This window comes from Bifidobacterium sp. M0399, from assembly GCF_016100595.1.
GTDB lineage: Bacteria > Actinomycetota > Actinomycetes > Actinomycetales > Bifidobacteriaceae > Bombiscardovia > Bombiscardovia polysaccharolytica.
Window position 1 is genome coordinate 267059 of record NZ_JACFSD010000003.1, and the last position, 19633, is coordinate 286691.

A 19633-nucleotide genomic window follows, 5' to 3' on the forward strand; every position below is an offset into this window, starting at 1 on the left:
AACTTCAGGATGATTGCTCGGCGCGCAGGGTCGCAAGCAGATCTTGGTTGTCCAGCTGCTTCCATCCCTGGGCGGCAGCAGCCAGCTGGGCCTTACGCTTGCTGCTGGCCCGGCCCTTGCCGATCACGGTCCCGCCGTCCGCCAGTCGCAGCTCGGCAGTGAAAACCTGGGCGTATTCCGGCCCGGAAACCGCCATGGTGTACCGGGGCTCGCCCAAGCCCAGCTTGTGGGCCTTCACGGTGATTGAGGTTTTCCAATCCAGCGCAGGCCCCTCGGTGGCTACCTCGGCCAGGGTGTCGTCAAGAAGGGTATGGACGGTAGTCCGAGCTCCTTCGATGCCGTGTTCAAGAAAGACCGACCCGATCAGCGATTCGACGGTGTCACAGAGTATGGAGTCCTTGTCGGCTCCGCCATTCTCGCTCTCTCCCCGGCCCAGAAGAATATACTGCCCCAGATGCAGCTTCTCCCGGGCTATGGCCGACAGGGCCTCCTCGGAGACTGCCTTGGCCCGCATCTTGGCCAGCTGGCCCTCGGTCATGTCCGGATGGACCTTGTACAGGGTCTCGGTGGCCACCAGTTCCAGAACCGCGTCGCCCAGGAACTCCAGCCGTTCGTTGTTGGGCATGCCTGGGTGCTCATGGGCGAAGGAACGATGGGTCAGGGCGTGCACCAGCAACTCCGGGCTGATCCTGCCGCCCAGGGCCTGGAAGAGCTCCTCAGCCGCCTGGTTGCCGGAATCCACTTGCTCCTGTTCCTCCTGCTGCATATGGTCTTTGTGGTCCTTCCTGGCCTTGCCGTCTGATGATATGGAAAAACCCCTGCCACCCGTCGATGGCCGGGGTTCTCTCATTGCGTGTCGATCGCCGATCGGCTCACTTGCTGAACTGCGAGCGAATGGCGTCGCGGTAGACGCGCCCGCGGTACATGCCGCAGCTGGGGCATGCCATGTGCGGCAGCGCAGGAGCTCCGCAGTTGGGGCAGGTCACCGTAGCGGCGGCCTGGGTCTTCCAGTTGGCGCGCCGGGAATGGGTGTTGGCGCGCGAGGTCTTGTACTTTGGCAGTGCCATATTGTCCTCTGTTTCGATCGAATACTTCGAGCTTAAGCGTAGAGCAGTCTACCGCAACCTCCGGTCATTCGCCAGTCTGGCCGTCGCTGCCGGGGTTCTCCTCCTGCTCCAGACGCTGCTTCAATCCCTCCAAGGCAGCCCAGCGATCGTCCATCATCTCGTGGTGGTGATCGGGATGGTCATTCAGATCCATGCCACACTGGGGGCACAGACCCCGGCAGTCGGGTCGGCACAGGGGCTGCAGGGGAAGGGCCTCCACCAGGGTGTCACGCAGGAGGGCCTCCAAATCCATGAAGGCGCCTCCGCTGACCAAAGGATAGGTCTGGCCGCTGGCCTCCTCCTGTTCTGCCAGAATCTCCTCCTTGCCATGGGTCGGCTCTGGTTCGGGCTCCTTGTATGGGAAGAAGACCACCGGATCGTCCTGGATGCTGGTATTGACGGGCCTCAGGCAGCGGGTGCATTCGGTGTTCAAAGGCACGCTGATGTGGGCCTGCAACAAAAGGCCGTCCACCAGCGAGTCGATATCGCCCTCTACATGTACAGGTGTCCCCGCTGGAATGCCCACCACCTGGTCGCCGATGCCTTCCGGGGCTGGAAAATCACGGTCCACCCGGGTGCTCTGCCCTGCTCGCGTCGACACCTGAGCCACTGAAACCGCCCAGGGGGAATCCTCCGGTCTGCTCATCCCTGCGTCTCCTCTCCTTGGTCCGGAGCTGACGCGTTCATGCTACGCGCCGCCTCTTGCTCACGCTGGTGGAGAACCTCCAGGCCGGCACGCACATCCTGACCCATCTTGTCCAGCTGGGTGTCAAGCTCGCCCATGACCTGGGCGGCATAGCCATTGGCTCCCTGGACCAGACGATCTGCCTGGGCCTGGGCCGTGTCAATGATGGTCTGGGCATTCTGCCGGGCTATGGCCACCACATTCTCCTGGCCGGCCAGGAATCGGGCCTGCTCACCGGCCTCCTTGACGATGTCCGCAGCTCGACTCTGGGCATCGGATATGGTGGCGTTGGCCTGGGTCTGCGCCGTGTTCAGCCGACGCTCCGCCTCCCTCATGAGCGCCGAGGCCCGCTCCAGTTGCACTGGCAGCATTTTCTTGAGCTCGTTGAGGTCGTCGGACAGCTCGTCTCGGTCCACCTTGACAAGTCCCGGGCTGAAAATAGGGGCCTTGGCCTCATCCAGCATGGCCTGAATCCGGTCGATGATGTCATAGACGGTGGTGAATTCCGATCGAGGATTCCCGCTCTCGCTTCTATCCTCCTGCAGGTCGGGCAGGTCCTTCATGTCGACTGCGTGCCTGGGAGCGCTTGCTCTGGTCGAGTCGTCGATAGGCTCGTCATCGTCCCTTTCCTGGGTCTGCTCGTTCATCATTGGCTCTTTTCCGTGTGCGGTGTGTCCCTGTGCAATGTGCCTATCAGTGCGTTCACGACGCTGTCGGGGACCATACCGGTGACATCCCCTCCGTGTCTGGCCACGTCCTTGACGATGGTGCTGGAGATGTGCTCTCGCACCGGATCGGCTGGCAGGAAGAGCGTTTCGACCCCAGACAACTTGCGATTGACCAGGGCCATACCCAGCTCGGCCTCATAGTCCCCGTTCTGCCTCAGCCCCTTGACGATGACCGAGGCGCCCACCTTGCGGCAGTAGTCGGTGATCAGGCCATCGGTAGAGGCTACGGTGATGTTCGGGTACCCGTCCTCGTCCAGGGCCCGGCGGATCATGGCCACCCGCTCCTGTTCGCTGAACATGGGGGTCTTGGCGGCGTTGACGGCCACAACCACGTGGACCGTCTCGAAGAAGCAGGCGCAACGTTCGATCACATCCATGTGGCCGGAGGTGACCGGATCGTATGAGCCAGGGCATACAGCGATAGTCATGATTCTCAGCGTAGCGCGTCATAGGGAGCGAACGTGCAGCTCGCCGCCGTACCATAGATGTCATGACTGCAAGCAAGAGCATTCGCATGGAGGATCCAGAGCGGGAGCAGAACCCCGACCAGGGCACTGGCACGGCCCTTCTGGACCGTCCGGACACCGAGACCGCCGAGAAAACCCGGCTGAATGACCAGGGCGATGCCGACCGGTTCGCCCACTACGTCTCCCGTGAGCGCATCGCCGAGTCCAAGCTGACCGGCCGGCCTGTCGTGGCTCTCTGCGGCAAGGTCTGGGTGCCCAAGCATGACCCCTCCCAGTATCCGGTTTGCCCGGACTGCAAGCGCATCTACGAACAGATGACCGGCGGCAGCCACTGATCGCTACCGAGCGGTCCAGGCTCCTTCAGGACTGTTTGTCCAGGGCGATCCGATCGATCGTCTCCAGCTCTTCCTGGCTGAAATCGGCCGACTGCACAGCCTTCAGATTGTCCAGAATCTGCTCGGGCTTGGAGGCGCCGATGAGCACCGAGGTGACAGCGGGGTCCCTGAGCAGCCATGCCAGGGCCATCTCTGCCAGACTCTGGCCGCGTTGACGGGCCAGGTCGTTCAGCGCCTGGATCTGCTTCAGCCGCTGTGGGGTCAGGGCGGACTCCTTGAGGAAGCGACCGTCGGCACGAATTCGGCTGTCCTCGGGAATCCCATGCAGGTAGCGGTCGGTCAGCAGTCCCTGGGCCAGCGGGCTGAAGGTGATCAGTCCCTTTCTTTCTTTCGACACCGCCTGTTTGAGACCGTTGTCCTCGATGGTTCTGTCGAAAATGGAATAGCGGTTCTGGTTGATGACGAAGGGAACGTGCATCTCGGTCAGGATGGCTGAGGCCCGCTTCATGGTCGGCCCGTCGTAGTTGGACAGTCCTACGTAGAGGGCCTTGCCGCTGGTGACCGCCTGGGCCAGAGCGCCCATGGTCTCTTCCAGAGGCGTGTCCGGGTCGGGGCGGTGGTGGTAGAAGATATCCACATAGTCGAGTCCCAGCCGTTTCAGACTCTGGTCCAGTCCGGACAGCAGATGTTTGCGTGAGCCGAAGTCCCCATAAGGGCCGGGCCACATTTCATAACCGGCCTTGGTGGAGATGACCAGCTCCTGGCGGTGGTGGCTGAGGCACCGTTGCAGGATGATTCCCATGTTGCGCTCGGCGGCGCCTGGTCCGGGCCCGTAATTGTCGGCCAGGTCGAAGTGGGTGATGCCATGGTCGAAGGCCGTCGTGCACAGCTCCTGCATACGGTCCAGGGGCGTGGTGTCGCCGAAATTGTGCCAGCAGCCCAGGCAGATGGGCGGCAGTTTCAGGCCACTGTCACCGCAACGCCGGTAGGTTGTGGAATCGTATCGCCTCGGGTCGGGCTGGTAGGTTGCGGATTGCACGCTCATCAGATGCTCCTCACCAGGGTGGGCAGGACTGGCTCGCCCTTCATCAGACTCAGGGCATTGATGGGCATCTCCTCAAGGGCCTTGGCCCGATGTTCTCGGGCATCCAGGACTGCCTGCCCACCTTGGAACTCTGGCATGCTTTGGCCATGGTCCACGTAGGTGACCAGCAGATCCCGCCAGTCCTGCTCAGGCTTATAGGCTGCCAGAGCCTCCTCGGCACCCGAGATGACGTGCTCGGCGTCGGCCACTCCGTTGTGGTAGGAGCGGTAGGCCAGCTTGCGTCCCGGCACCGAAGCCTTGCCCACCGACTTCTTGGCGACGGCCTGCATAACCCCGTCGGAGTTCTCCCGCTCGGTCAGTTTGTAGACCATGGCGCAGGTGGGGGCTCCCGAACCGGTGACCAGCATGGTGCCGACCCCGTAGGAGTCAACCGGAGCGTCCTGCAGGGAGGCGATGGCGTACTCGTCCAGATCGTTGGTGACGGTGATGGTGGCCTTGGTGGCTCCCAGTGAGTCCAGCTGGGCACGGACCTGCTGGGCCAGCGAGCCCAGGTCTCCGGAGTCGATGCGGACCCCGCCCAGCTCCGGTCCGGCCACCTCGACGGCCGTCTTTACGGCCTCCTCGATGGAGTAGGTGTCGGTCAGCAGGGTTGTTCCCTTGCCCAGGGCCTGAATCTGCCCTTGGAAGGCCTCGCGCTCGCTGTCATGCAGGAGGGTGAATGAATGGGCTGCGGTTCCGATGGCCTTGAAGCCGTATTCTTTGGCTGCCAGCAGGTTTGAGGTTCCTTGGAATCCGCCGACTATGGCCGCTCTGGCCGCCGCCACGGCCGCATACTCGTTGGCCCGGCGCGCGCCCATGTCCATGCAGGGCCGGCCCTTTGCCGCGGTGACCATGCGGGAGGCAGCTGATGCCACAGCCGAGTCGTAGTTGAGTATGGACAGGATCAGGGTCTCCAGCAGGGTGCACTCGCCGAAACTGCCTTCGACCTGCAGAATGGGGGAGTCGGGGAAGAATATCTCGCCCTCCCGATAGCCGCGTATGGTACCGGTGAAGCGGAAGTGCTCCAACCAGTCGATGGTGGTCTGGCTGACGATGTGACGGTCGGACAAAAAGCGGAGCTCATCCTCGCTGGGGTGGAAATTCGCCAGCGCATCCAGAATCCGCCCAGTGCCTGCTACCACTCCGTAGCGGCGTCCTGTCGGCAGATGCCGGGTGTAGACCTCGAAGACGGATTGGCGTCCGGCCGTACCGTCCTGCAAGGCGGCGTCCAGCATGGTGTATTCGTACATATCGGTCATCAGAGCCGTGGAGGTTCCGGTGTCCCTACTGTTGTTTTCGGCGTTCATATCTTCCCCTTTGTGGGTGGAAAAGCCCTTGGTTGGCACCCAGTCTAATCCTCTGACCACCTGGCTCGCCCTGCCCTCCCAAGGTCGGGATAAGCTGGTCCGCATGAGATTCGTTGTGGGCATCTACCGGTTGCTGATCGCCTTTTTCTGCCTGGGCGGCACCTACGAGGCCTGGCTGCTGGGGATCGGCAATAAGTGGGTCTATTTTACCTTCCAGACCAATATCGCCTTAGGCCTGGTCATGCTCTGGGCCGGAGCGGCCACCCTGCTCAAAGGCATCCAGCCTCCAGCTTGGCTCAAAGGCTGCCTGACACTCTACATCGTCATCACCGGGTTGGTGGCCATTCTGGTTCTGGGGCTGAACAGCACGGATTACAAGCTGGTCCTGGGCATCCGGACCACATGGATGATTCACGTCATCAGCCCCATCCTGGCATCGTTGGATTTCCTCTTGTTCGACCCTCATCGTCGTTTCCACTGGCACAACGTACTTACCTGGCTGATCTATTTCCCCTTCTACGTAGCTTTTGTGCTGATCCGGGCCGCCATTTGGCCTCATTCAGGACCGGAGCCGGGCGGCAACCCCTATCCCTATGCCTTCTTGGACCTCGGACATCTGGGCTGGGCCCAATTGATGGTCAACCTGGCTGAGTACCTGGTCGTCTTCTTCGCCCTATCGCTGGTCATCTTCCTGATCGATCGCATCCTGCCGGCCAAGACACCGCTGACCATTGATCGGTAGACGGCTGACGGAATAATGGGGACCAGACCAGGGGAGCCTGGGCGGAACGGAAAGGATCATCACTGATGGTTGCTATCAAGGACATGCTCCAGGAGGGTGCCGTGCTACGGCCTGACGGCAGGGCGGCTGATGAGTTGCGACCGGTCGTCATCACCAGGCATTGGACGGAGGCTCCTGAGGGTTCGGTGCTGATTGAGTGCGGCAAGACCCGGGTTATGTGCACCGCCTCCTTTACCCCGACGCTGCCCCGTTGGCGCAAGGACTCCGGCCTGGGTTGGGTTACGGCCGAGTATGCCATGCTTCCCAGGGCAACCAGCGACCGGACTGCACGAGAATCGGTCCGGGGAAAGGTCGGCGGCCGCACCCAGGAGATCAGCCGGCTGATAGGCCGTTGCCTGCGCGGCGTGGTGGATATGAAGGCTCTGGGCGAGAATCAGATTCAGCTTGACTGCGACGTGCTTCAGGCCGACGGCGGCACTCGTACCGCCTCAGTCACCGGCGCCTATGTGGCCATGGTCGATGCCCTCAGATGGGCCCAGGACCACCATCACATCCGCAGCGCCGACAAGGTGACCAAGGATTGCGTTTCGGCCGTCTCCGTGGGCATCATCGATGGCAAGCCCATGCTGGACCTTCCCTATTTGGAAGACAGCCGGGCCATGACTGATATGAACGTGTCAATGACAGGCTCCGGCGATTTCATAGAGATACAGGGAACGGCGGAGCATCGCCCCTTCAGCCGTCAAGAGCTCGGCCTTTTGCTGGACCTGGCATCCAAGGGGAACAAGGAGCTTCAGGCCGCTCAGCGCAAGGCTCTGGCAGCTGACTGACGCCCGGGGCGGGCATTTTAGCGAAAAGGATCGGTATGGGGCAGGTCAAAACAGTGGTTGTGGCCACACACAACGAGGGCAAACTACGTGAGCTTCGTTGCATACTTGACGGTTTCCTGGCCGATGAGGGCCAGAGGATCGAGTTGGTTTCGGCCGGCCAGTTGGGCCTGCCTGATCCGGTGGAGACCGGCACCACTTTTCAGGAGAACGCCCTTCTCAAGGCTGGGCAGGCTGCCCATGAGTCCGGTCTGCCCGCGCTGGCGGACGACTCGGGGCTGGTCGTTGATGTGATGGGCGCCGCCCCGGGGATCCTTTCGGCAAGATGGAGCGGCCGCCACGGCGACGACCAGGCCAACTTGGAGCTCTTGCTGAACCAGCTGAACGACATTCCTGACGACCACAGGGGAGGGCGGTTTGTCTGTGCTGCCGCCCTGGTCGTTCCGGATGTGCCAGGATATGCCGTCCGTGGGTGCCAGGTGACCAGGCTTGGCGAGATGCCTGGAACCATCATCCGCCAGGCACGTGGGGAAAACGGGTTCGGCTACGACCCGATCTTCGTGCCGAGGGATCAGCCGCAGGGCACCGGCAAACAGCGACTGCTAACCTCGGCGGAAATGACCTCGGACCAGAAGAATGCCATATCGCACAGGGGCAAAGCATTGGCAGCCATCATGCCGATTCTCGTCAGCTGGGTGCTGGGGGACGGCCATATAAAAGGCTGATAGGCCTGGCGGAGTCAACACCGTGAAAGGCCGTGGAAAACCGGCTGTGAAAACACCCTATTTGAATCCCAGATTACGCCTTCAATTTCGGTACTCTTAAAGCAAGTAAGGGGGATAGAAGACACCGTAAATGAAGATGCGGCACTTGTGATCTAAGGTTTCGTGGCCTGCACTGGGGACATATCAAGCGTGCAGTCCATCTGATTCTGGAGATGGTCTCATTGTGGTGTGGGGGGTAGCGTGTTGAAGCATTTGCAAGAACGGGGCACTAAGGGTCCACAGCATGTGGATCGCCCTATCATCGCTGTTTTGATAACTCTTTTGGCGACGCTGGCCATGGTCGTTCCCCTCGGGTTGAGCGCTCTGTCGGCAAACCAGGCCAATGCCACCGATGAGCAAGGCGCAACAGCAAGCGCAAAGCCGTTGCTCTATAAACTTCTGGCTTATAATGACAAAATTGATTCCTACGAGGATGAGCTGCGCATGGACTTCATCCTGCGTGTGAAGCATGGCGCATTCGATCCGCAATGCCAAAACGGGGATGATTCCTCTGCGGCTGGAACGCAAACTTGTGCATTGTCTTTCTTCTACGAATTCGAGGGAGAGACCAGCAAAACGCACTATCGGCGGCTGCGTTATATGCAGACCATACCGTCAGACAGCAGTGATCCCAATAATCCAACTTCTATTGCCGACCCTGGCGCTGGTGCAGTGAAATGGGCGTATAACCAGAACGAATACTTCACGGTCCACAAGGTGATCAACTCTGGCCTTTATGATTTTCTGGTAATCTCCATTGAAGGAGATTTGTCTTATGGAGACAAAAACGATAACCCGCAATATTACCAGGTGGGGGGCTATCCTCAGCCGCTCAACCTCTATGCGGTTGTTGGTCCGCAGAATACTTTGACCTGCGGCTCTTCCCCGTGGGCTTATAATAGTGATGATTGCACTGACTTCCATCCTGAATCTTTGGTCGGTTTAGGCGATACGGTCTCCAACATCACTGCAGATCAGGGGAAAAACATAAAGCTGTACATGGGCGATTGCTACGCCAACAATCCGAACCGCTGCAGCGGGCCTGCATCCTTTGTCGGCTGGGACAATTATCCGGTGCTGTGGAGCGGGCATCAGGCCAACTGGGGCCTGGTAACCGATTATGGGCTTTCAGTTGATCTGGGAAACAATCAGAGCAAACCCTATAACCCAGGGGTAGCACCACCCAACTCCTTCTTTGTCTATTGGTTCAATGTCCGAGGCGGGAGCAATATATGCTCCAAGACCGATTCTTACTACTACCAGTGGGTTGGTCTTAAAAACAGCCAGTGGATGCCTGTCGATTCCTTGACCCCCAAACCCGTACTGTTAGGCAATAAACAACAAATCAGCAAGAACAATGCAAAGACAACCTCCTGGGGCATTCAATACGATGTGGGAACCAACAACGCTAATAATTCCGGCGTTCAAGCCTCGAATATAGCGCAGCCGGCGACAGGTCCAGCAAACGAGCTGAACGTGAACGCAGCAAATCCGACGGGTCCGCAGGCAAAAGACGGGTCAATCGATTTCAAGCGCATTACAGAACAAGAGGGCTTCGACGGGTACTTCAAGCTGGTCACCTGGCCTGTGACCAGGAATATGGATGACACCGGCACTAGCAACAACTGCACGGTCAACCCCGAAGTATACAACCCAATGCGAGTGGGTCTTGCCGGCATAACGGACGATATGGATGCTACGCAAAAGGATAAGAATCTGGACACGGGATGGACCATTGACACTGCCTTCTATAAGTATGATGTGCCACGTCCCAACGATCCGACCATAACCAACATCCAGAATGATGCCGACGGCTCCTTGAATGCCTCGGGGAGCGTCTATACCGGCACGCTTGATCCGGTGGTCAGCGGTGAGTGCACTCCCTCCAAAGACGACACGCATCCCAACACGGTTACCCTTTATGGCGAGGATCCCAGCAAACCCTTCAAGGAAGGGCAGAGTAAGAGCAGTGACGACTTGGTGAAAAGCTCGGACAACTGGGGGTTCAAACTGGGAGAAACCGTATGTAAGGTCGATCCCAAGAGCAAGCAGGGAGGGTCCTGGCAGATACAGGACACCAACAAGCAGTATCCGTCGCCTGATTCCGGCAATAAGTATAACGGCTACAGGCGCTATCACGCCTGGGTAACTGAGTCAGCCTCCGGGTTTGGTTTGACCTCGCTCTTCTCGAACATAGGAACAGCCTATTTCGTCTCCAACGAGAAGGCTCCCGACGGCAAGCTCTCTGTAACGGTGCCCCATACAAAAAACGGGAATCTGCCGGCAAACTCGGTCGTCACCTTGAAGGGCACGGTTTCACCCATATATACAGCCTGGTCTTCGGGAGGTCTGGGGATGACCGATTCCAAGATGGCCATTTCCATGAAACAGAACACTGCCTCGGACTGGACCAGTCTGGTGACCACACCGGCCAACACCTTCCAGAGGGACTCGGCGGTCAATACTACTGTGCCTTCCTTCACGGACCCCGCGTCAGGATCTGTGCTGAATGTCGTCAAGACGACGGCTTCCACATGGTCCTGGAGCTTGAACATACCAGCTGACAAATTCAAGGCCTACAACGGTGACGACGAGACAGAAAAGTATACCTTCCAGGTCAAGATGATCAACCCGCTGAATGCCCCTTCGGATCCGGTTTCCATCAATCAAAAGGTCGACATCACGCCAACCACTCTGACCTTGGAACGGTATGACGTCTTCCAAGTAGGAGGGAAAGCATACAAGTATGTCAACGGTAATACAAGGATTCCTGAGACCAAAGGCACTCTGGTCCATATAACCTGGCTCGGCAATACAAGCACCGATGTCGCTGTGGGAGACCAGGGTTCATGGCAGGCGAGTACCCCTGAGGGGATAAACAAGGGGGTAATCACTGCCCAGGTTTCTTCCGATGATGCTGAAAGCGCTGATCCTCAAAGCGGCAACTTCAAGGGAGGAAACGAGTCAGCCACAGTGTCGCACGAGCTGGAATTCCGGCCCTCCAATGCCTCCCTGCCCCTCACTGGAGGATGGCCGCTTTCCGTGCTCAAGATACTGTCGATGCTGGCACTAGGTCTGGTCGGCTTTGTCGCCTGTCTAAGGAACAGGCAAGAGAGCCGATACTGATTCCGCGGCATAAGGCAGGGTCTGCACTCGCATCCATGGAATTTGGGGTATGAGCGCAGACCCTGCTTGTGTTTCCTGTGCGCGAGATGGGACTCGAACCCACACGTCCGAAGACACAGGAACCTAAATCCTGCGCGGCTACCATTACGCCACTCGCGCGTACGACATACCTCGCCGTTTAAAAAGCAGCTGGTAGAAGAGCCACTTGACAGAATCGAACTGTCGACCTTCTCATTACGAGTGAGACGCTCTGCCAACTGAGCTAAAGTGGCCTTCGCCTCCCGTCCGGACATGCCGGAAGAAGACAACATGCTACATCATACTGGATGCGCGCGATAAAAAACGCCTTGGGCTTCGGACCGAGGGTGTACAAGCTTCTTGACACAATGGAAGGCATGGATCTCAATGATTTCTATGCCGTCATTCCGGCCGGTGGCGTGGGTACCCGGCTCTGGCCATTGAGCCGCCAGGACCGGCCCAAGTTCCTCTACGATTTGTTGGGTTCAGGCAGAACAATGATCCAGGGCACCTTTGACCGGCTGGCTGGCATCTGCGGGGCCGATCATGTGGTCGTCTCCACCGGCCAGCGGCATGTGGACCAGGTGCGTCAGCAGCTTCCGGATCTGGCTGAGGACGCGCTCTTCGCCGAGCCTGTTCCTCGCGATTCCACGGCGGCTATAGCCTTGGCGACTGCTGTGCTGGCCCAGCGGCACGGTGGGGAAATCATCGTGGGCTCCTTCGCCGCCGACCACGTCATCCGAGACGACAAAGCGTTCGCTGCCTCAGTGGAGCAGGCAGTGGCAGCGGCCCGAGCCGGTTATGTGACCACCATCGGTATCGCAGCCTCCCGTCCCTCCACCGCCTTTGGCTACATCCACCAAGGCCCCTCCCTGGCCGATCGCATTCCCGGGGCTCCGGATGCCTGCCTGGTCAGCGAATTCGTCGAGAAGCCGGATGCCTCTACGGCGCAGGCCTACCTGTCAACAGGGGAGTACCGATGGAATGCCGGCATGTTCGTCATGCAAGCGCAGGTGCTCCTTGACTGCCTGCATCGTTACAAGCCGGAGCTCCACGCCGCAGTTATGGCCATTGCCCAGGTCTGGGACCAGGGTGAGCAGGACCGCAGCCAGGCCATGGAGGAGCACTGGCCAGGCATCGAGAAGATCGCCTTCGACTATGCCGTGGCCGAGCCATTATCGGCGGCCGGCGGCGTGGCGGTTGTTCCAGGGGGCTTCGATTGGGATGATATCGGCGACTTCAATTCAGTGGCGGGTTTGCTTCCGTCGTCCAACAGGCGCAATATCAAGATTCTGGGTGATGCCGACCGGGTCATGTACTTGGATTCAGCCGGAGACATGGTCGTGCCCGGCTCCGAACGCACGGTCGCTCTTCTAGGCGTGGATGACATGATCGTCGTCGACACTCCCGACGCTCTCCTGGTGGCCCCTCGGGCCCGCAGCCAGGAGGTCAAGGACATGGTGGCCAAGCTGGCCCAGTACGGCTGTGACGACATACTCTGAGAGCGATTTGGTCCAGCTAAGAAGGTTGGCCGATTTTGTTGTCTTCTGTCTGCTTTTGTGAGTAGTTTGGGATACAGAACCGGGTGCTCGGCAGACCGGGCATCACCTCATGAAAGGACCCGAACAACCATGGCCATCAATCCTCCAGTGGACGCTACCAGCACCAAGGCCTGGGCGGCCTTGCACCAGCACTTCGACGACATGCAGCGCCAGGGGATCGATCTGCGCGCATGGTTCGCCAAGGACCCGCAGCGCACCGAAAAGCTCAGCTTCGAGCTGGGCGATCTCTATATCGATCTGTCCAAGAATCTGATTCAGCCCGAGACCTTGTCCCTGCTGGCTCAGCTGGGCCGCGAGGTCGGCCTTGAGGAGCGGATCGAGGCCATGTTCAACGGCGAGCACATCAACAACACCGAGGACAGGGCCGTTTTGCACACAGCCCTGCGCCGTCCCGAGGAAGACCGCGGCAGGCTGATCGTGGACGGCCAGGATGTGGTGGGCGACGTCCGCGATACCCTCAAGCGCATCTATGCCTTTGCCGACCAGGTCCGCTCGGGCAGCTGGACCGGTCTGACCGGCAAGCGGATCACCACGGTGGTCAACATCGGCATCGGCGGCTCCGACCTGGGCCCGGTCATGGCCTACGAGGCCCTGAAGCCTTATGCTGATGCCGGCATCAGCGCCCGCTACATCTCCAACATCGATCCCAACGATCTGGCCGAGAAGACGCGCGATCTGGATCCGGAAACCACGCTCTTCATCATCGTCTCCAAGACTTTCACCACCCTGGAGACCCTGACCAACGCCCGCCAGGCCCGCACTTGGCTCCTGAAGAGCCTTGGGGAACGTGGCCTGCTGTCCAAGGACGGCCAGGACCTCTCGGCCGAGGCCATCCGTCGGCACTTCATCGCCGTCTCGACGGCCCTGGACAAGGTGCGCGACTTCGGCATCGATCCGGACAACGTCTTCGGCTTCTGGAACTGGGTCGGCGGCCGGTACTCAGTGGATTCCGCCGTGGGCACCTCCCTGGCCATCACTATCGGCCCCGAGCGCTTCGAGGAGTTCCTCAAGGGCTTCAACACCGTTGACCGCTACTTCCGCGCCACCCCTCTGGATCGGAACGTGGTGGCCCTGATGGGTCTGCTCAACGTTTGGTATGTCAACTTCTTCGGTGCACACTCGCACGCCGTTCTGCCCTATGACCAGTATCTACACCGCTTCCCGGCCTACCTGCAGCAGCTGACCATGGAATCCAACGGCAAGTCCGTGCGCTGGGACGGCACACCGGTGACCAGCCTGACCGGAGAAATCTTCTGGGGGGAGCCCGGCACCAACGGCCAGCATGCCTTCTACCAGCTGATCCATCAGGGCACCCGTCTGATTCCTGCTGATTTCATCGCCTTCGCCAACACCCCCAACCCGGCCAAGGACGGCGACCAGGACGTGCACGAGCTCTTCCTGGCCAACTTCCTGGCCCAGACCAAGGCATTGGCCTTCGGCAAGACCGCTGATGAGGTCCGTGCCGAGGGCACTCCCGAGGCCATCGTCCCGGCCAGGGTCTTCACCGGCAACAGGCCCACCACCTCCATTTTCGGCGATGCGCTGACCCCGGCAGCCCTGGGCGAGCTGATCGCCCTCTACGAGCACATCACACTGACCGAGGGCACCGTCTGGGGCATCGATTCCTTCGACCAGTGGGGAGTTGAGCTGGGTAAGAAGCTGGCCCGCGAGATCACGCCGGCCATCTCCCGGGACGACCAGGCGCTGGCCGAGCAGGATCAGTCCACCAGGTCTCTGATCGCCTTCTACAGGGCCCATCGCCGCTGATGCCCGGCCGGGCCCTTGCAGGTCCGGCTCGTGGTATATTATTGGACAGTTGTTTGCCGGAAGGGCAGCTGCCGCATGGGCTCCCTTCCTTTCAGGTCCAGCCGGATGTTCCGGCGGATCGGCACCCCCGACGGCAGACCGTCGGGTTCCGTTCAGGATCGCTTCCTTGTGGATTGCGGTCCATGGCATGGGTCGACGTGCGGCGGCCATGGAGGAACAGCATGAACGCGATTCAGGAATTTGACGCCAGCCACATGAAGCCTGCGGAGCAGATCCCCGACTTCCGTCCCGGCGATACCGTCGAGGTCAACGTCAACATCACCGAGGGCAACAACTCCCGTATCCAGGCTTTCACGGGCGTGGTGATCGCCCGTCAGGGCTCCGGTGTGCGCGAGACCATTCTGGTGCGCAAGGTCAGCTTCGGCGTGGGCGTCGAGCGTCGCTTCCCTCTGCACTCCCCGCAGATTGACTCCATCAAGGTGCTGCGCCACGGCCGTGTCCGCCGTGCCAAGCTCTACTACCTGCGTGGGCTGCACGGCAAGGCCGCCCGCATTGTCGAGCGGCGCGACAACAAGGCTGAGTCCGACAAGTAGGATTTTGCCGGGGCGATTCAGCCCAGACCTTGGCCGTAAACACCCGGGATGCAGTTCTCCCGGGTTTTTTCATGCTTGGGTGTGTACGCTATGAGGCATGCGGGACCTATTCTGTTAGTTAGTGTGTGGTTTTCTGCGGATGACAAGGAGTGAATATGGCCTTTCGGGATGAGGAAACGACCCCGTCAGGACTCTGGTACCCGGACGGCAGGCAGGCCACCTCAGCCCCGGTGCCACCCCGTCATGCCCACGGCCACCCTGGTGGACGCGGCTCCGCCAGGGGCAGCCACCCACGTCTTGGCGAGCGTGGCTTTCTGCCCGAGTTCCTGTTCGAGCTGGTTGTCCTGCTGGTAGTCGTCTCCATCCTGCGCATTTTTTTGATTTGCAACTACATCATCCCTTCCGGTTCCATGGAGAACACCTTGGGCATCGGGGATAGAATCCTGACCACTCATAGGCTGACCAGATCCATGGTGGCTCCCCGCCGTGGGGATGTGGTGGTCTTTACCGACCCTGCTGACTGGCTCGGAGATGAATCTTCGCCCAGCTTCCGAGGCAATCACCTGGTCAAACGCCTGATCGGCATGCCCGGCGACACGGTGGCCTGCAAGGGTCATGGCGCCCCGGTCACCGTCAACGGCGTAGCCCTGGACGAGAGCTCCTACCTGCGCCCAGGAGTAGAGCCAAGTTCCTTCCCCTTCAAAATCAAGGTCGATCCTGGGCATGTCTTCGTCATGGGCGACAACCGCTCCAACTCTGCAGATTCCCGCCTGCACAAGGACGACGGCCACAATGGCCTGGTTCCCATAGACAACATCAAAGGCACTGCATTGTTGACCTATTATCCGGTGGGCAGCTGGAAGCTGCTCAATAACCAGCACAAGGTCTTCGACGCCGTGCCCGACCCGAAGCAGGACTGAACCGGCTGTGAGGCGGATTCTGCCAACCCTGGCCACCGAGGCTGCCTTGGCAGACCAGGGAGCTGAGTATGTGCTGGGCCTGGATGAGGTCGGTCGGGGAGCCCTGGCGGGCCCGGCCATGGTCGGCGTGGTGGCGGTCAGGTCCGCTGACCTGCCCCATTTGAAGGTTCCTGACGGGGTGGCGGATTCCAAGATGCTGACCCCTGCGCGTCGGCTGGCTATGTATCGTGATCTAGAGAACTGGGCTGCCGGCTGGGCGGTGGGGGCCTGCTCCAACCATGAGATCGACCAGTGGGGCATCGTTCACGCCCTGGGCATCGCCGCCCTGCGTGCACTGGCCGAATTGGAACATGGGATGGACCTGGGCCCTGGCCGCCGCCTGGCCGCCATCCTTGACGGTCCCCATGACTACATTACCCCGGCCGCCGATAGCTTTGACGCCCTCGACATCCCGGTTCTGCCCAAGGTTTCCACCCAGGTCAAGGGGGACGCCCACTGTGCCAGTGTGGCCTGCGCAGCGGTCATAGCCAAGGTCACCCGTGACCAGCTCATGGTCCGGCTGGCCGCCTCGGATCCCGCCCTGGCCCCATACCAGTGGGAGCACAACAAGGGCTATGGGTCGCCTGCACACCTGGATGCCATTCGCCGCCTGGGGCCCAGCCGTCTGCATCGGGTCAGCTGGCATTTGCCTTCATCCGGTCCCGGCAGGGGCTAATATCGGAACGGTCGAAACGGCTATCGGAAGAAGGTCACATGCCCGCAGGCAGCGGCGGCAGGTCACGGTCCAAGCGCCCCTCCATGTTCGAGGTTGCCCGGCTGGCCGGTGTCTCCCACCAGACTGTGTCCAGGGTCATCAACAATTCCAAGGACGTCTCGCCGGCAACCAGGGTCAAGGTGCAGCAGGCCATCAGAAAGCTGGGCTATCGACCCAGCAACTCTGCGCGGGCCCTGGCATCCAGCCGCAGCCGAACCATCGGACTGGTAGCTGGCGGTGTTAGTCTCTTTGGACCTGTCTCATCGATCACAGCCATTGAGACCGTGGCCCGTTCCCATGGCCTGTTCATGTCGGTCATGATGGTGGACGAGTCAACCTGCACGCTTGCCGGATTCCAGGAGCTCTGCGGCACCTTCCTGGAGCAGAATGTGGATGCCTTTATCTTCCTGACACCCACCGACACCATGTTCCAGGCTGCCTGCCAGGTGGAGGTGAGCCAGCCCCGGGTCATCGTCACCTCCACGCATGGCATCACCAGTGTCGAAGAGGCTCTGAGCCGCCGGCGGGGCGATGGCCGTATAGCCCTGACCGGGATCGACCAGTGGGGCGCTGTGCAGCGTCTGGCCCGGCTGCTGGTCTCCCGGGGCCACCGGCGGGTGCTCTATATGGCCGGCCCCCCTCAGTGGCGGGACGCCGCCACCCGACTGGCCTCCTGGAAGGTGGCCTGCGCCCGCTGCCGCATACGAACGGCCGTGGTTCACGCTCGCAGCTGGGAGGCGGGGGAGTCCTACACGCTGATGAACCACCTGATTGATCAGCGGGGCATGAGCGGCACCTCCATGCCCTCAGCCGTGGTTACCGCCAACGATAACCAGGCCGTGGGCGTGGCCCGGTCCCTGCAGGAGCACGGCATCCGTATTCCCAGTGACATCAGTCTGGTGGGCTTCGACGACGTTCCCACGGTAGACAACATGTTTCCGCCGCTGGCCACGGTTCGCCCCCGCTTTGAGGATCTGGGCGTGGCCACCATGCGGCAGGTCCTGGCCCTGCTTCACCAGGGACAGCCGGTGGACTTCCCGGTCACCCACCATGGGGTGGGGCTGATCCAGGCGGATGTGATTCAGCGTCGGTCCCTGGGCTACGCCGTCAAGCGCCTCTGACTACTGTCGGCCTGTATCCAGCGGGCTTGCCTGATGCTCTGGTCTCAGTTACAATTGTAACCAGACTATGTGAGCGTTAACATATCAGGCAAAGGAGCGGACATGGTTCTTGGCGAACAAGGCGTCATCGTTAGCGAATTACAGGAGGGCGCGACCAGTCTGGGCATCGAATTCGGCTCCACCCGCATCAAGGCTGTGCTGATCGACCATGACTACCGGACGCTGGCCACAGGGGACGTCGAGTGGGAGAACCGGCTGGAGGACGGCCTCTGGACCTACTCCATGGACCAGATCCATCAGGGCCTGCAGGCAGCCTATGCGGCCATGGCCGAGGACGTTCGTCGCCAATACGGGGTGACGCTGACCAAGATAGGTGCCATGGGGATTTCGGCCATGATGCACGGCTACCTGGCCTTCGACAAGGATGGTCGGCTGCTGGTGCCCTTCCGCACCTGGCGCAACACCAACACCCGCCAGGCCCACGAGGAGCTTTCGCAGGCCTTCAAGATCAACATTCCCGAGCGCTGGTCCATTGCCCACCTTTACCAGGCCATTTTGAACGGCGAAGAGCATGTGCCCAAGGTGGCCTATATCACCACCTTGGCCGGCTACATGCATTGGAGGCTATCCGGCCGCAAGGTCATCGGCATCGGCGATGCCTCGGGCATGTTTCCCATCGACTCCTCCCGCAAGGAGTTCGACCAGGGCCTGCTGGACATCTTCTCCCGACTGCCCCAGGTCCAGGCCCAGCCCTGGGACATCCATGACCTGCTGCCTGAGCCATTGACCGCCGGCAGCGATGCCGGTGCGCTGACCGCAGAAGGCGCCGCCCTGCTCGATCCCAGTGGTCAGCTGCAGCCCGGCGTGCCCATGGCCCCGCCCGAGGGCGACGCGGGAACCGGCATGGTGGCGACCAACGCGGTTCGTCCCCGTACCGGCAACGTGTCTGCGGGCACATCCATCTTCGCCATGGTCGTCCTGGAACATCCCCTGCGTGATTTTCACCCAGAGGTGGATCCGGTCACCACACCGGCTGGGGATCCAGCCGGCATGAGCCATGCCAACAACTTCACCTCGGACCTGAACGCCTGGGTGGGGCTGTTCGGGGAATTCGCCAAGGCCGCCGGTCTGGATCTCAAGGGGGATGCGCTCTACGCCACCCTGTTCAACCAGGCCCTTCTGGGAGACAAGGATGCCGGCGGGCTGATCAACTACTGCTTTTATTCCGGGGAGTTCCTGGCTGGCCTGGAGGAGGGCCGGCCCGTCTTTGCCCGCGGCCCCGAGGGACGGATGACCCTGGCCAACTTCATGCGCGCCCAGCTCTTCTCGGCCTTCTCGCCGGTCACCATCGGCATGGATGTGATGACCCGCCAGGAGCATGTCCAGGTGGACACCATGGTCGGGCACGGCGGCATCTTCGCCACCCCCAAGGTGGCCCAGCGGATCCTGGCCGCCGCCTTCAACGCCCCCATCAAGGTCATGTCCACCGCTGTGGAGGGGGGCGCCTGGGGCATGGCCGTTCTGGCCGACTACCTGGGTCATGCCGACCAGACCCTGGCCGACTACCTGGATGCCAATGTCTTTGCAGGAGTCCAGTCCACAACAGAGCAGCCGGACCCGGCTGATGTGAAGGGCTTCAGAGCCTTCTTCGACCGCTTCACCAAGGGCCTGCCCATCGAGCAGGCGGCCGTGAAGACCATCCCCCTGCAGGGATGAGGCCGGGAGCT

The 19633-nt window shown here is 60.9% G+C and carries 19 protein-coding genes and 2 tRNA genes; 12 read left to right on the top strand and 9 right to left on the bottom strand.

The genetic code is table 11. The features are described 5' to 3' along the window. Positions 1 to 4: 4 nt before the first annotated feature. The 5 genes from rnc to coaD all read right to left on the bottom strand — a co-directional run bounded on the left by rnc (position 5) and on the right by coaD (position 2947). Entirely contained in the window at positions 5 to 766 is a 762-nt protein-coding gene (rnc, locus tag H3V09_RS07980) for a ribonuclease III (RefSeq protein ID WP_121912574.1), read from the bottom strand. A gap of 106 nt (positions 767 to 872) precedes the next feature. Beyond that, the gene (gene rpmF, locus H3V09_RS07985) at positions 873 to 1067 is read right to left on the bottom strand and encodes a 50S ribosomal protein L32 (RefSeq protein WP_015021378.1); all 195 of its coding nucleotides are present in this window, start codon (positions 1065 to 1067) and stop codon (positions 873 to 875) included. A gap of 64 nt (positions 1068 to 1131) precedes the next feature. Beyond that, positions 1132 to 1752, bottom strand: a complete 621-nt coding sequence (locus H3V09_RS07990) for a YceD family protein (protein ID WP_121912573.1) — start codon at positions 1750 to 1752, stop codon at positions 1132 to 1134. Next, the gene (locus H3V09_RS07995; RefSeq protein ID WP_144178060.1) at positions 1749 to 2441 is read right to left on the bottom strand and encodes a cell division protein; all 693 of its coding nucleotides are present in this window, start codon (positions 2439 to 2441) and stop codon (positions 1749 to 1751) included. The genes H3V09_RS07990 and H3V09_RS07995 overlap by 4 nt, the downstream gene beginning before the upstream one ends. Next, entirely contained in the window at positions 2438 to 2947 is a 510-nt protein-coding gene (gene coaD / locus H3V09_RS08000) for a pantetheine-phosphate adenylyltransferase (RefSeq protein ID WP_046322473.1), read from the bottom strand. The genes H3V09_RS07995 and coaD overlap by 4 nt, the downstream gene beginning before the upstream one ends. Before the next feature lie 62 nt (positions 2948 to 3009). Here coaD and H3V09_RS08005 point away from each other — a divergent pair, with 62 nt between their 5' ends. Further along, the gene (locus H3V09_RS08005) at positions 3010 to 3321 is read left to right on the top strand and encodes a DUF3039 domain-containing protein (RefSeq protein ID WP_232339502.1); all 312 of its coding nucleotides are present in this window, start codon (positions 3010 to 3012) and stop codon (positions 3319 to 3321) included. Positions 3322 to 3346: 25 nt separating this feature from the next. On the opposite strand, the gene H3V09_RS08010 is transcribed toward H3V09_RS08005, so the two are convergent. Then, positions 3347 to 4366, bottom strand: a complete 1020-nt coding sequence (locus H3V09_RS08010; protein ID WP_198191487.1) for an aldo/keto reductase — start codon at positions 4364 to 4366, stop codon at positions 3347 to 3349. Next, positions 4366 to 5712: a nicotinate phosphoribosyltransferase gene (locus tag H3V09_RS08015; protein ID WP_198191486.1), complete on the bottom strand. Its 1347-nt coding sequence runs from the start codon at positions 5710 to 5712 to the stop codon at positions 4366 to 4368. Before H3V09_RS08015 ends, H3V09_RS08010 begins: the two co-directional genes overlap by 1 nt. 103 nt (positions 5713 to 5815) lie before the next feature. On the opposite strand from H3V09_RS08015, the gene H3V09_RS08020 reads away from it, so the two are divergent. The 4 genes from H3V09_RS08020 (at position 5816) to H3V09_RS08035 (ending at position 11171) form a co-directional block, all read left to right on the top strand. Continuing rightward, the gene (locus tag H3V09_RS08020; protein ID WP_198191619.1) at positions 5816 to 6454 is read left to right on the top strand and encodes a Pr6Pr family membrane protein; all 639 of its coding nucleotides are present in this window, start codon (positions 5816 to 5818) and stop codon (positions 6452 to 6454) included. Positions 6455 to 6519: 65 nt separating this feature from the next. Further along, positions 6520 to 7284 (top strand): ribonuclease PH, encoded by a 765-nt coding sequence (gene rph / locus H3V09_RS08025; RefSeq protein WP_046322477.1) that lies wholly within the window; start codon positions 6520 to 6522, stop codon positions 7282 to 7284. A 35-nt stretch (positions 7285 to 7319) separates the two neighbouring features. Next, positions 7320 to 8006 carry an RdgB/HAM1 family non-canonical purine NTP pyrophosphatase gene (rdgB, locus tag H3V09_RS08030; protein ID WP_198191485.1) on the top strand — a complete coding sequence of 229 codons (687 nt, stop codon included), beginning with the start codon at positions 7320 to 7322 and terminating at the stop codon, positions 8004 to 8006. Between the two features lie 240 nt (positions 8007 to 8246). Then, positions 8247 to 11171, top strand: coding sequence for a hypothetical protein (locus H3V09_RS08035; protein WP_332460997.1), 2925 nt, complete (start codon positions 8247 to 8249; stop codon positions 11169 to 11171). Between the two features lie 78 nt (positions 11172 to 11249). Here the strand turns inward: H3V09_RS08035 and H3V09_RS08040 are convergent. Both H3V09_RS08040 and H3V09_RS08045 read right to left on the bottom strand, forming a co-directional pair. Further along, a tRNA-Leu gene (locus tag H3V09_RS08040) sits at positions 11250 to 11330 on the bottom strand. A gap of 40 nt (positions 11331 to 11370) precedes the next feature. Continuing rightward, positions 11371 to 11443 (bottom strand) — tRNA-Thr (locus tag H3V09_RS08045). Between the two features lie 123 nt (positions 11444 to 11566). On the opposite strand from H3V09_RS08045, the gene H3V09_RS08050 reads away from it, so the two are divergent. From H3V09_RS08050 to H3V09_RS08080, 7 genes are all read left to right on the top strand, one after another. Beyond that, positions 11567 to 12691 carry a mannose-1-phosphate guanylyltransferase gene (locus H3V09_RS08050; protein WP_198191484.1) on the top strand — a complete coding sequence of 375 codons (1125 nt, stop codon included), beginning with the start codon at positions 11567 to 11569 and terminating at the stop codon, positions 12689 to 12691. 129 nt (positions 12692 to 12820) lie between these two features. After that, entirely contained in the window at positions 12821 to 14518 is a 1698-nt protein-coding gene (gene pgi, locus H3V09_RS08055) for a glucose-6-phosphate isomerase (protein WP_198191483.1), read from the top strand. A gap of 221 nt (positions 14519 to 14739) precedes the next feature. Then, positions 14740 to 15111: a 50S ribosomal protein L19 gene (rplS, locus tag H3V09_RS08060; RefSeq protein ID WP_046322486.1), complete on the top strand. Its 372-nt coding sequence runs from the start codon at positions 14740 to 14742 to the stop codon at positions 15109 to 15111. A gap of 155 nt (positions 15112 to 15266) precedes the next feature. After that, positions 15267 to 16031 carry a signal peptidase I gene (gene lepB / locus H3V09_RS08065; protein WP_198191482.1) on the top strand — a complete coding sequence of 255 codons (765 nt, stop codon included), beginning with the start codon at positions 15267 to 15269 and terminating at the stop codon, positions 16029 to 16031. 7 nt (positions 16032 to 16038) lie between these two features. Continuing rightward, a complete protein-coding gene (locus H3V09_RS08070; RefSeq protein WP_198191481.1) occupies positions 16039 to 16746 on the top strand; it encodes a ribonuclease HII in 708 nt (235 codons plus the stop codon). Positions 16747 to 16784: 38 nt separating this feature from the next. Beyond that, on the top strand, positions 16785 to 17906 hold the full coding sequence (locus H3V09_RS08075; RefSeq protein WP_121912565.1) for a LacI family DNA-binding transcriptional regulator: 1122 nt from the start codon (positions 16785 to 16787) through the stop codon (positions 17904 to 17906). A 102-nt stretch (positions 17907 to 18008) separates the two neighbouring features. Next, positions 18009 to 19622: a xylulokinase gene (locus H3V09_RS08080; RefSeq protein WP_144178046.1), complete on the top strand. Its 1614-nt coding sequence runs from the start codon at positions 18009 to 18011 to the stop codon at positions 19620 to 19622. Positions 19623 to 19633 lie beyond the last annotated feature (11 nt).

Bases quoted from the DNA above. Each gene is read 5' to 3' on its own strand.
- rnc (WP_121912574.1), bottom strand. From the start codon at position 766: ATGCAGCAGGAGGAACAGGAGCAAGTGGATTCCGGCAACCAGGCGGCT.
- rpmF (WP_015021378.1), bottom strand. From the start codon at position 1,067: ATGGCACTGCCAAAGTACAAGACCTCGCGCGCCAACACCCATTCCCGG.
- H3V09_RS07990 (WP_121912573.1), bottom strand. From the start codon at position 1,752: ATGAGCAGACCGGAGGATTCCCCCTGGGCGGTTTCAGTGGCTCAGGTG.
- H3V09_RS07995 (WP_144178060.1), bottom strand. From the start codon at position 2,441: ATGATGAACGAGCAGACCCAGGAAAGGGACGATGACGAGCCTATCGAC.
- coaD (WP_046322473.1), bottom strand. From the start codon at position 2,947: ATGACTATCGCTGTATGCCCTGGCTCATACGATCCGGTCACCTCCGGC.
- H3V09_RS08005 (WP_232339502.1), top strand. From the start codon at position 3,010: ATGACTGCAAGCAAGAGCATTCGCATGGAGGATCCAGAGCGGGAGCAG.
- H3V09_RS08010 (WP_198191487.1), bottom strand. From the start codon at position 4,366: ATGAGCGTGCAATCCGCAACCTACCAGCCCGACCCGAGGCGATACGAT.
- H3V09_RS08015 (WP_198191486.1), bottom strand. From the start codon at position 5,712: ATGAACGCCGAAAACAACAGTAGGGACACCGGAACCTCCACGGCTCTG.
- H3V09_RS08020 (WP_198191619.1), top strand. From the start codon at position 5,816: ATGAGATTCGTTGTGGGCATCTACCGGTTGCTGATCGCCTTTTTCTGC.
- rph (WP_046322477.1), top strand. From the start codon at position 6,520: ATGGTTGCTATCAAGGACATGCTCCAGGAGGGTGCCGTGCTACGGCCT.
- rdgB (WP_198191485.1), top strand. From the start codon at position 7,320: ATGGGGCAGGTCAAAACAGTGGTTGTGGCCACACACAACGAGGGCAAA.
- H3V09_RS08050 (WP_198191484.1), top strand. From the start codon at position 11,567: ATGGATCTCAATGATTTCTATGCCGTCATTCCGGCCGGTGGCGTGGGT.
- pgi (WP_198191483.1), top strand. From the start codon at position 12,821: ATGGCCATCAATCCTCCAGTGGACGCTACCAGCACCAAGGCCTGGGCG.
- rplS (WP_046322486.1), top strand. From the start codon at position 14,740: ATGAACGCGATTCAGGAATTTGACGCCAGCCACATGAAGCCTGCGGAG.
- lepB (WP_198191482.1), top strand. From the start codon at position 15,267: ATGGCCTTTCGGGATGAGGAAACGACCCCGTCAGGACTCTGGTACCCG.
- H3V09_RS08075 (WP_121912565.1), top strand. From the start codon at position 16,785: ATGCCCGCAGGCAGCGGCGGCAGGTCACGGTCCAAGCGCCCCTCCATG.
- H3V09_RS08080 (WP_144178046.1), top strand. From the start codon at position 18,009: ATGGTTCTTGGCGAACAAGGCGTCATCGTTAGCGAATTACAGGAGGGC.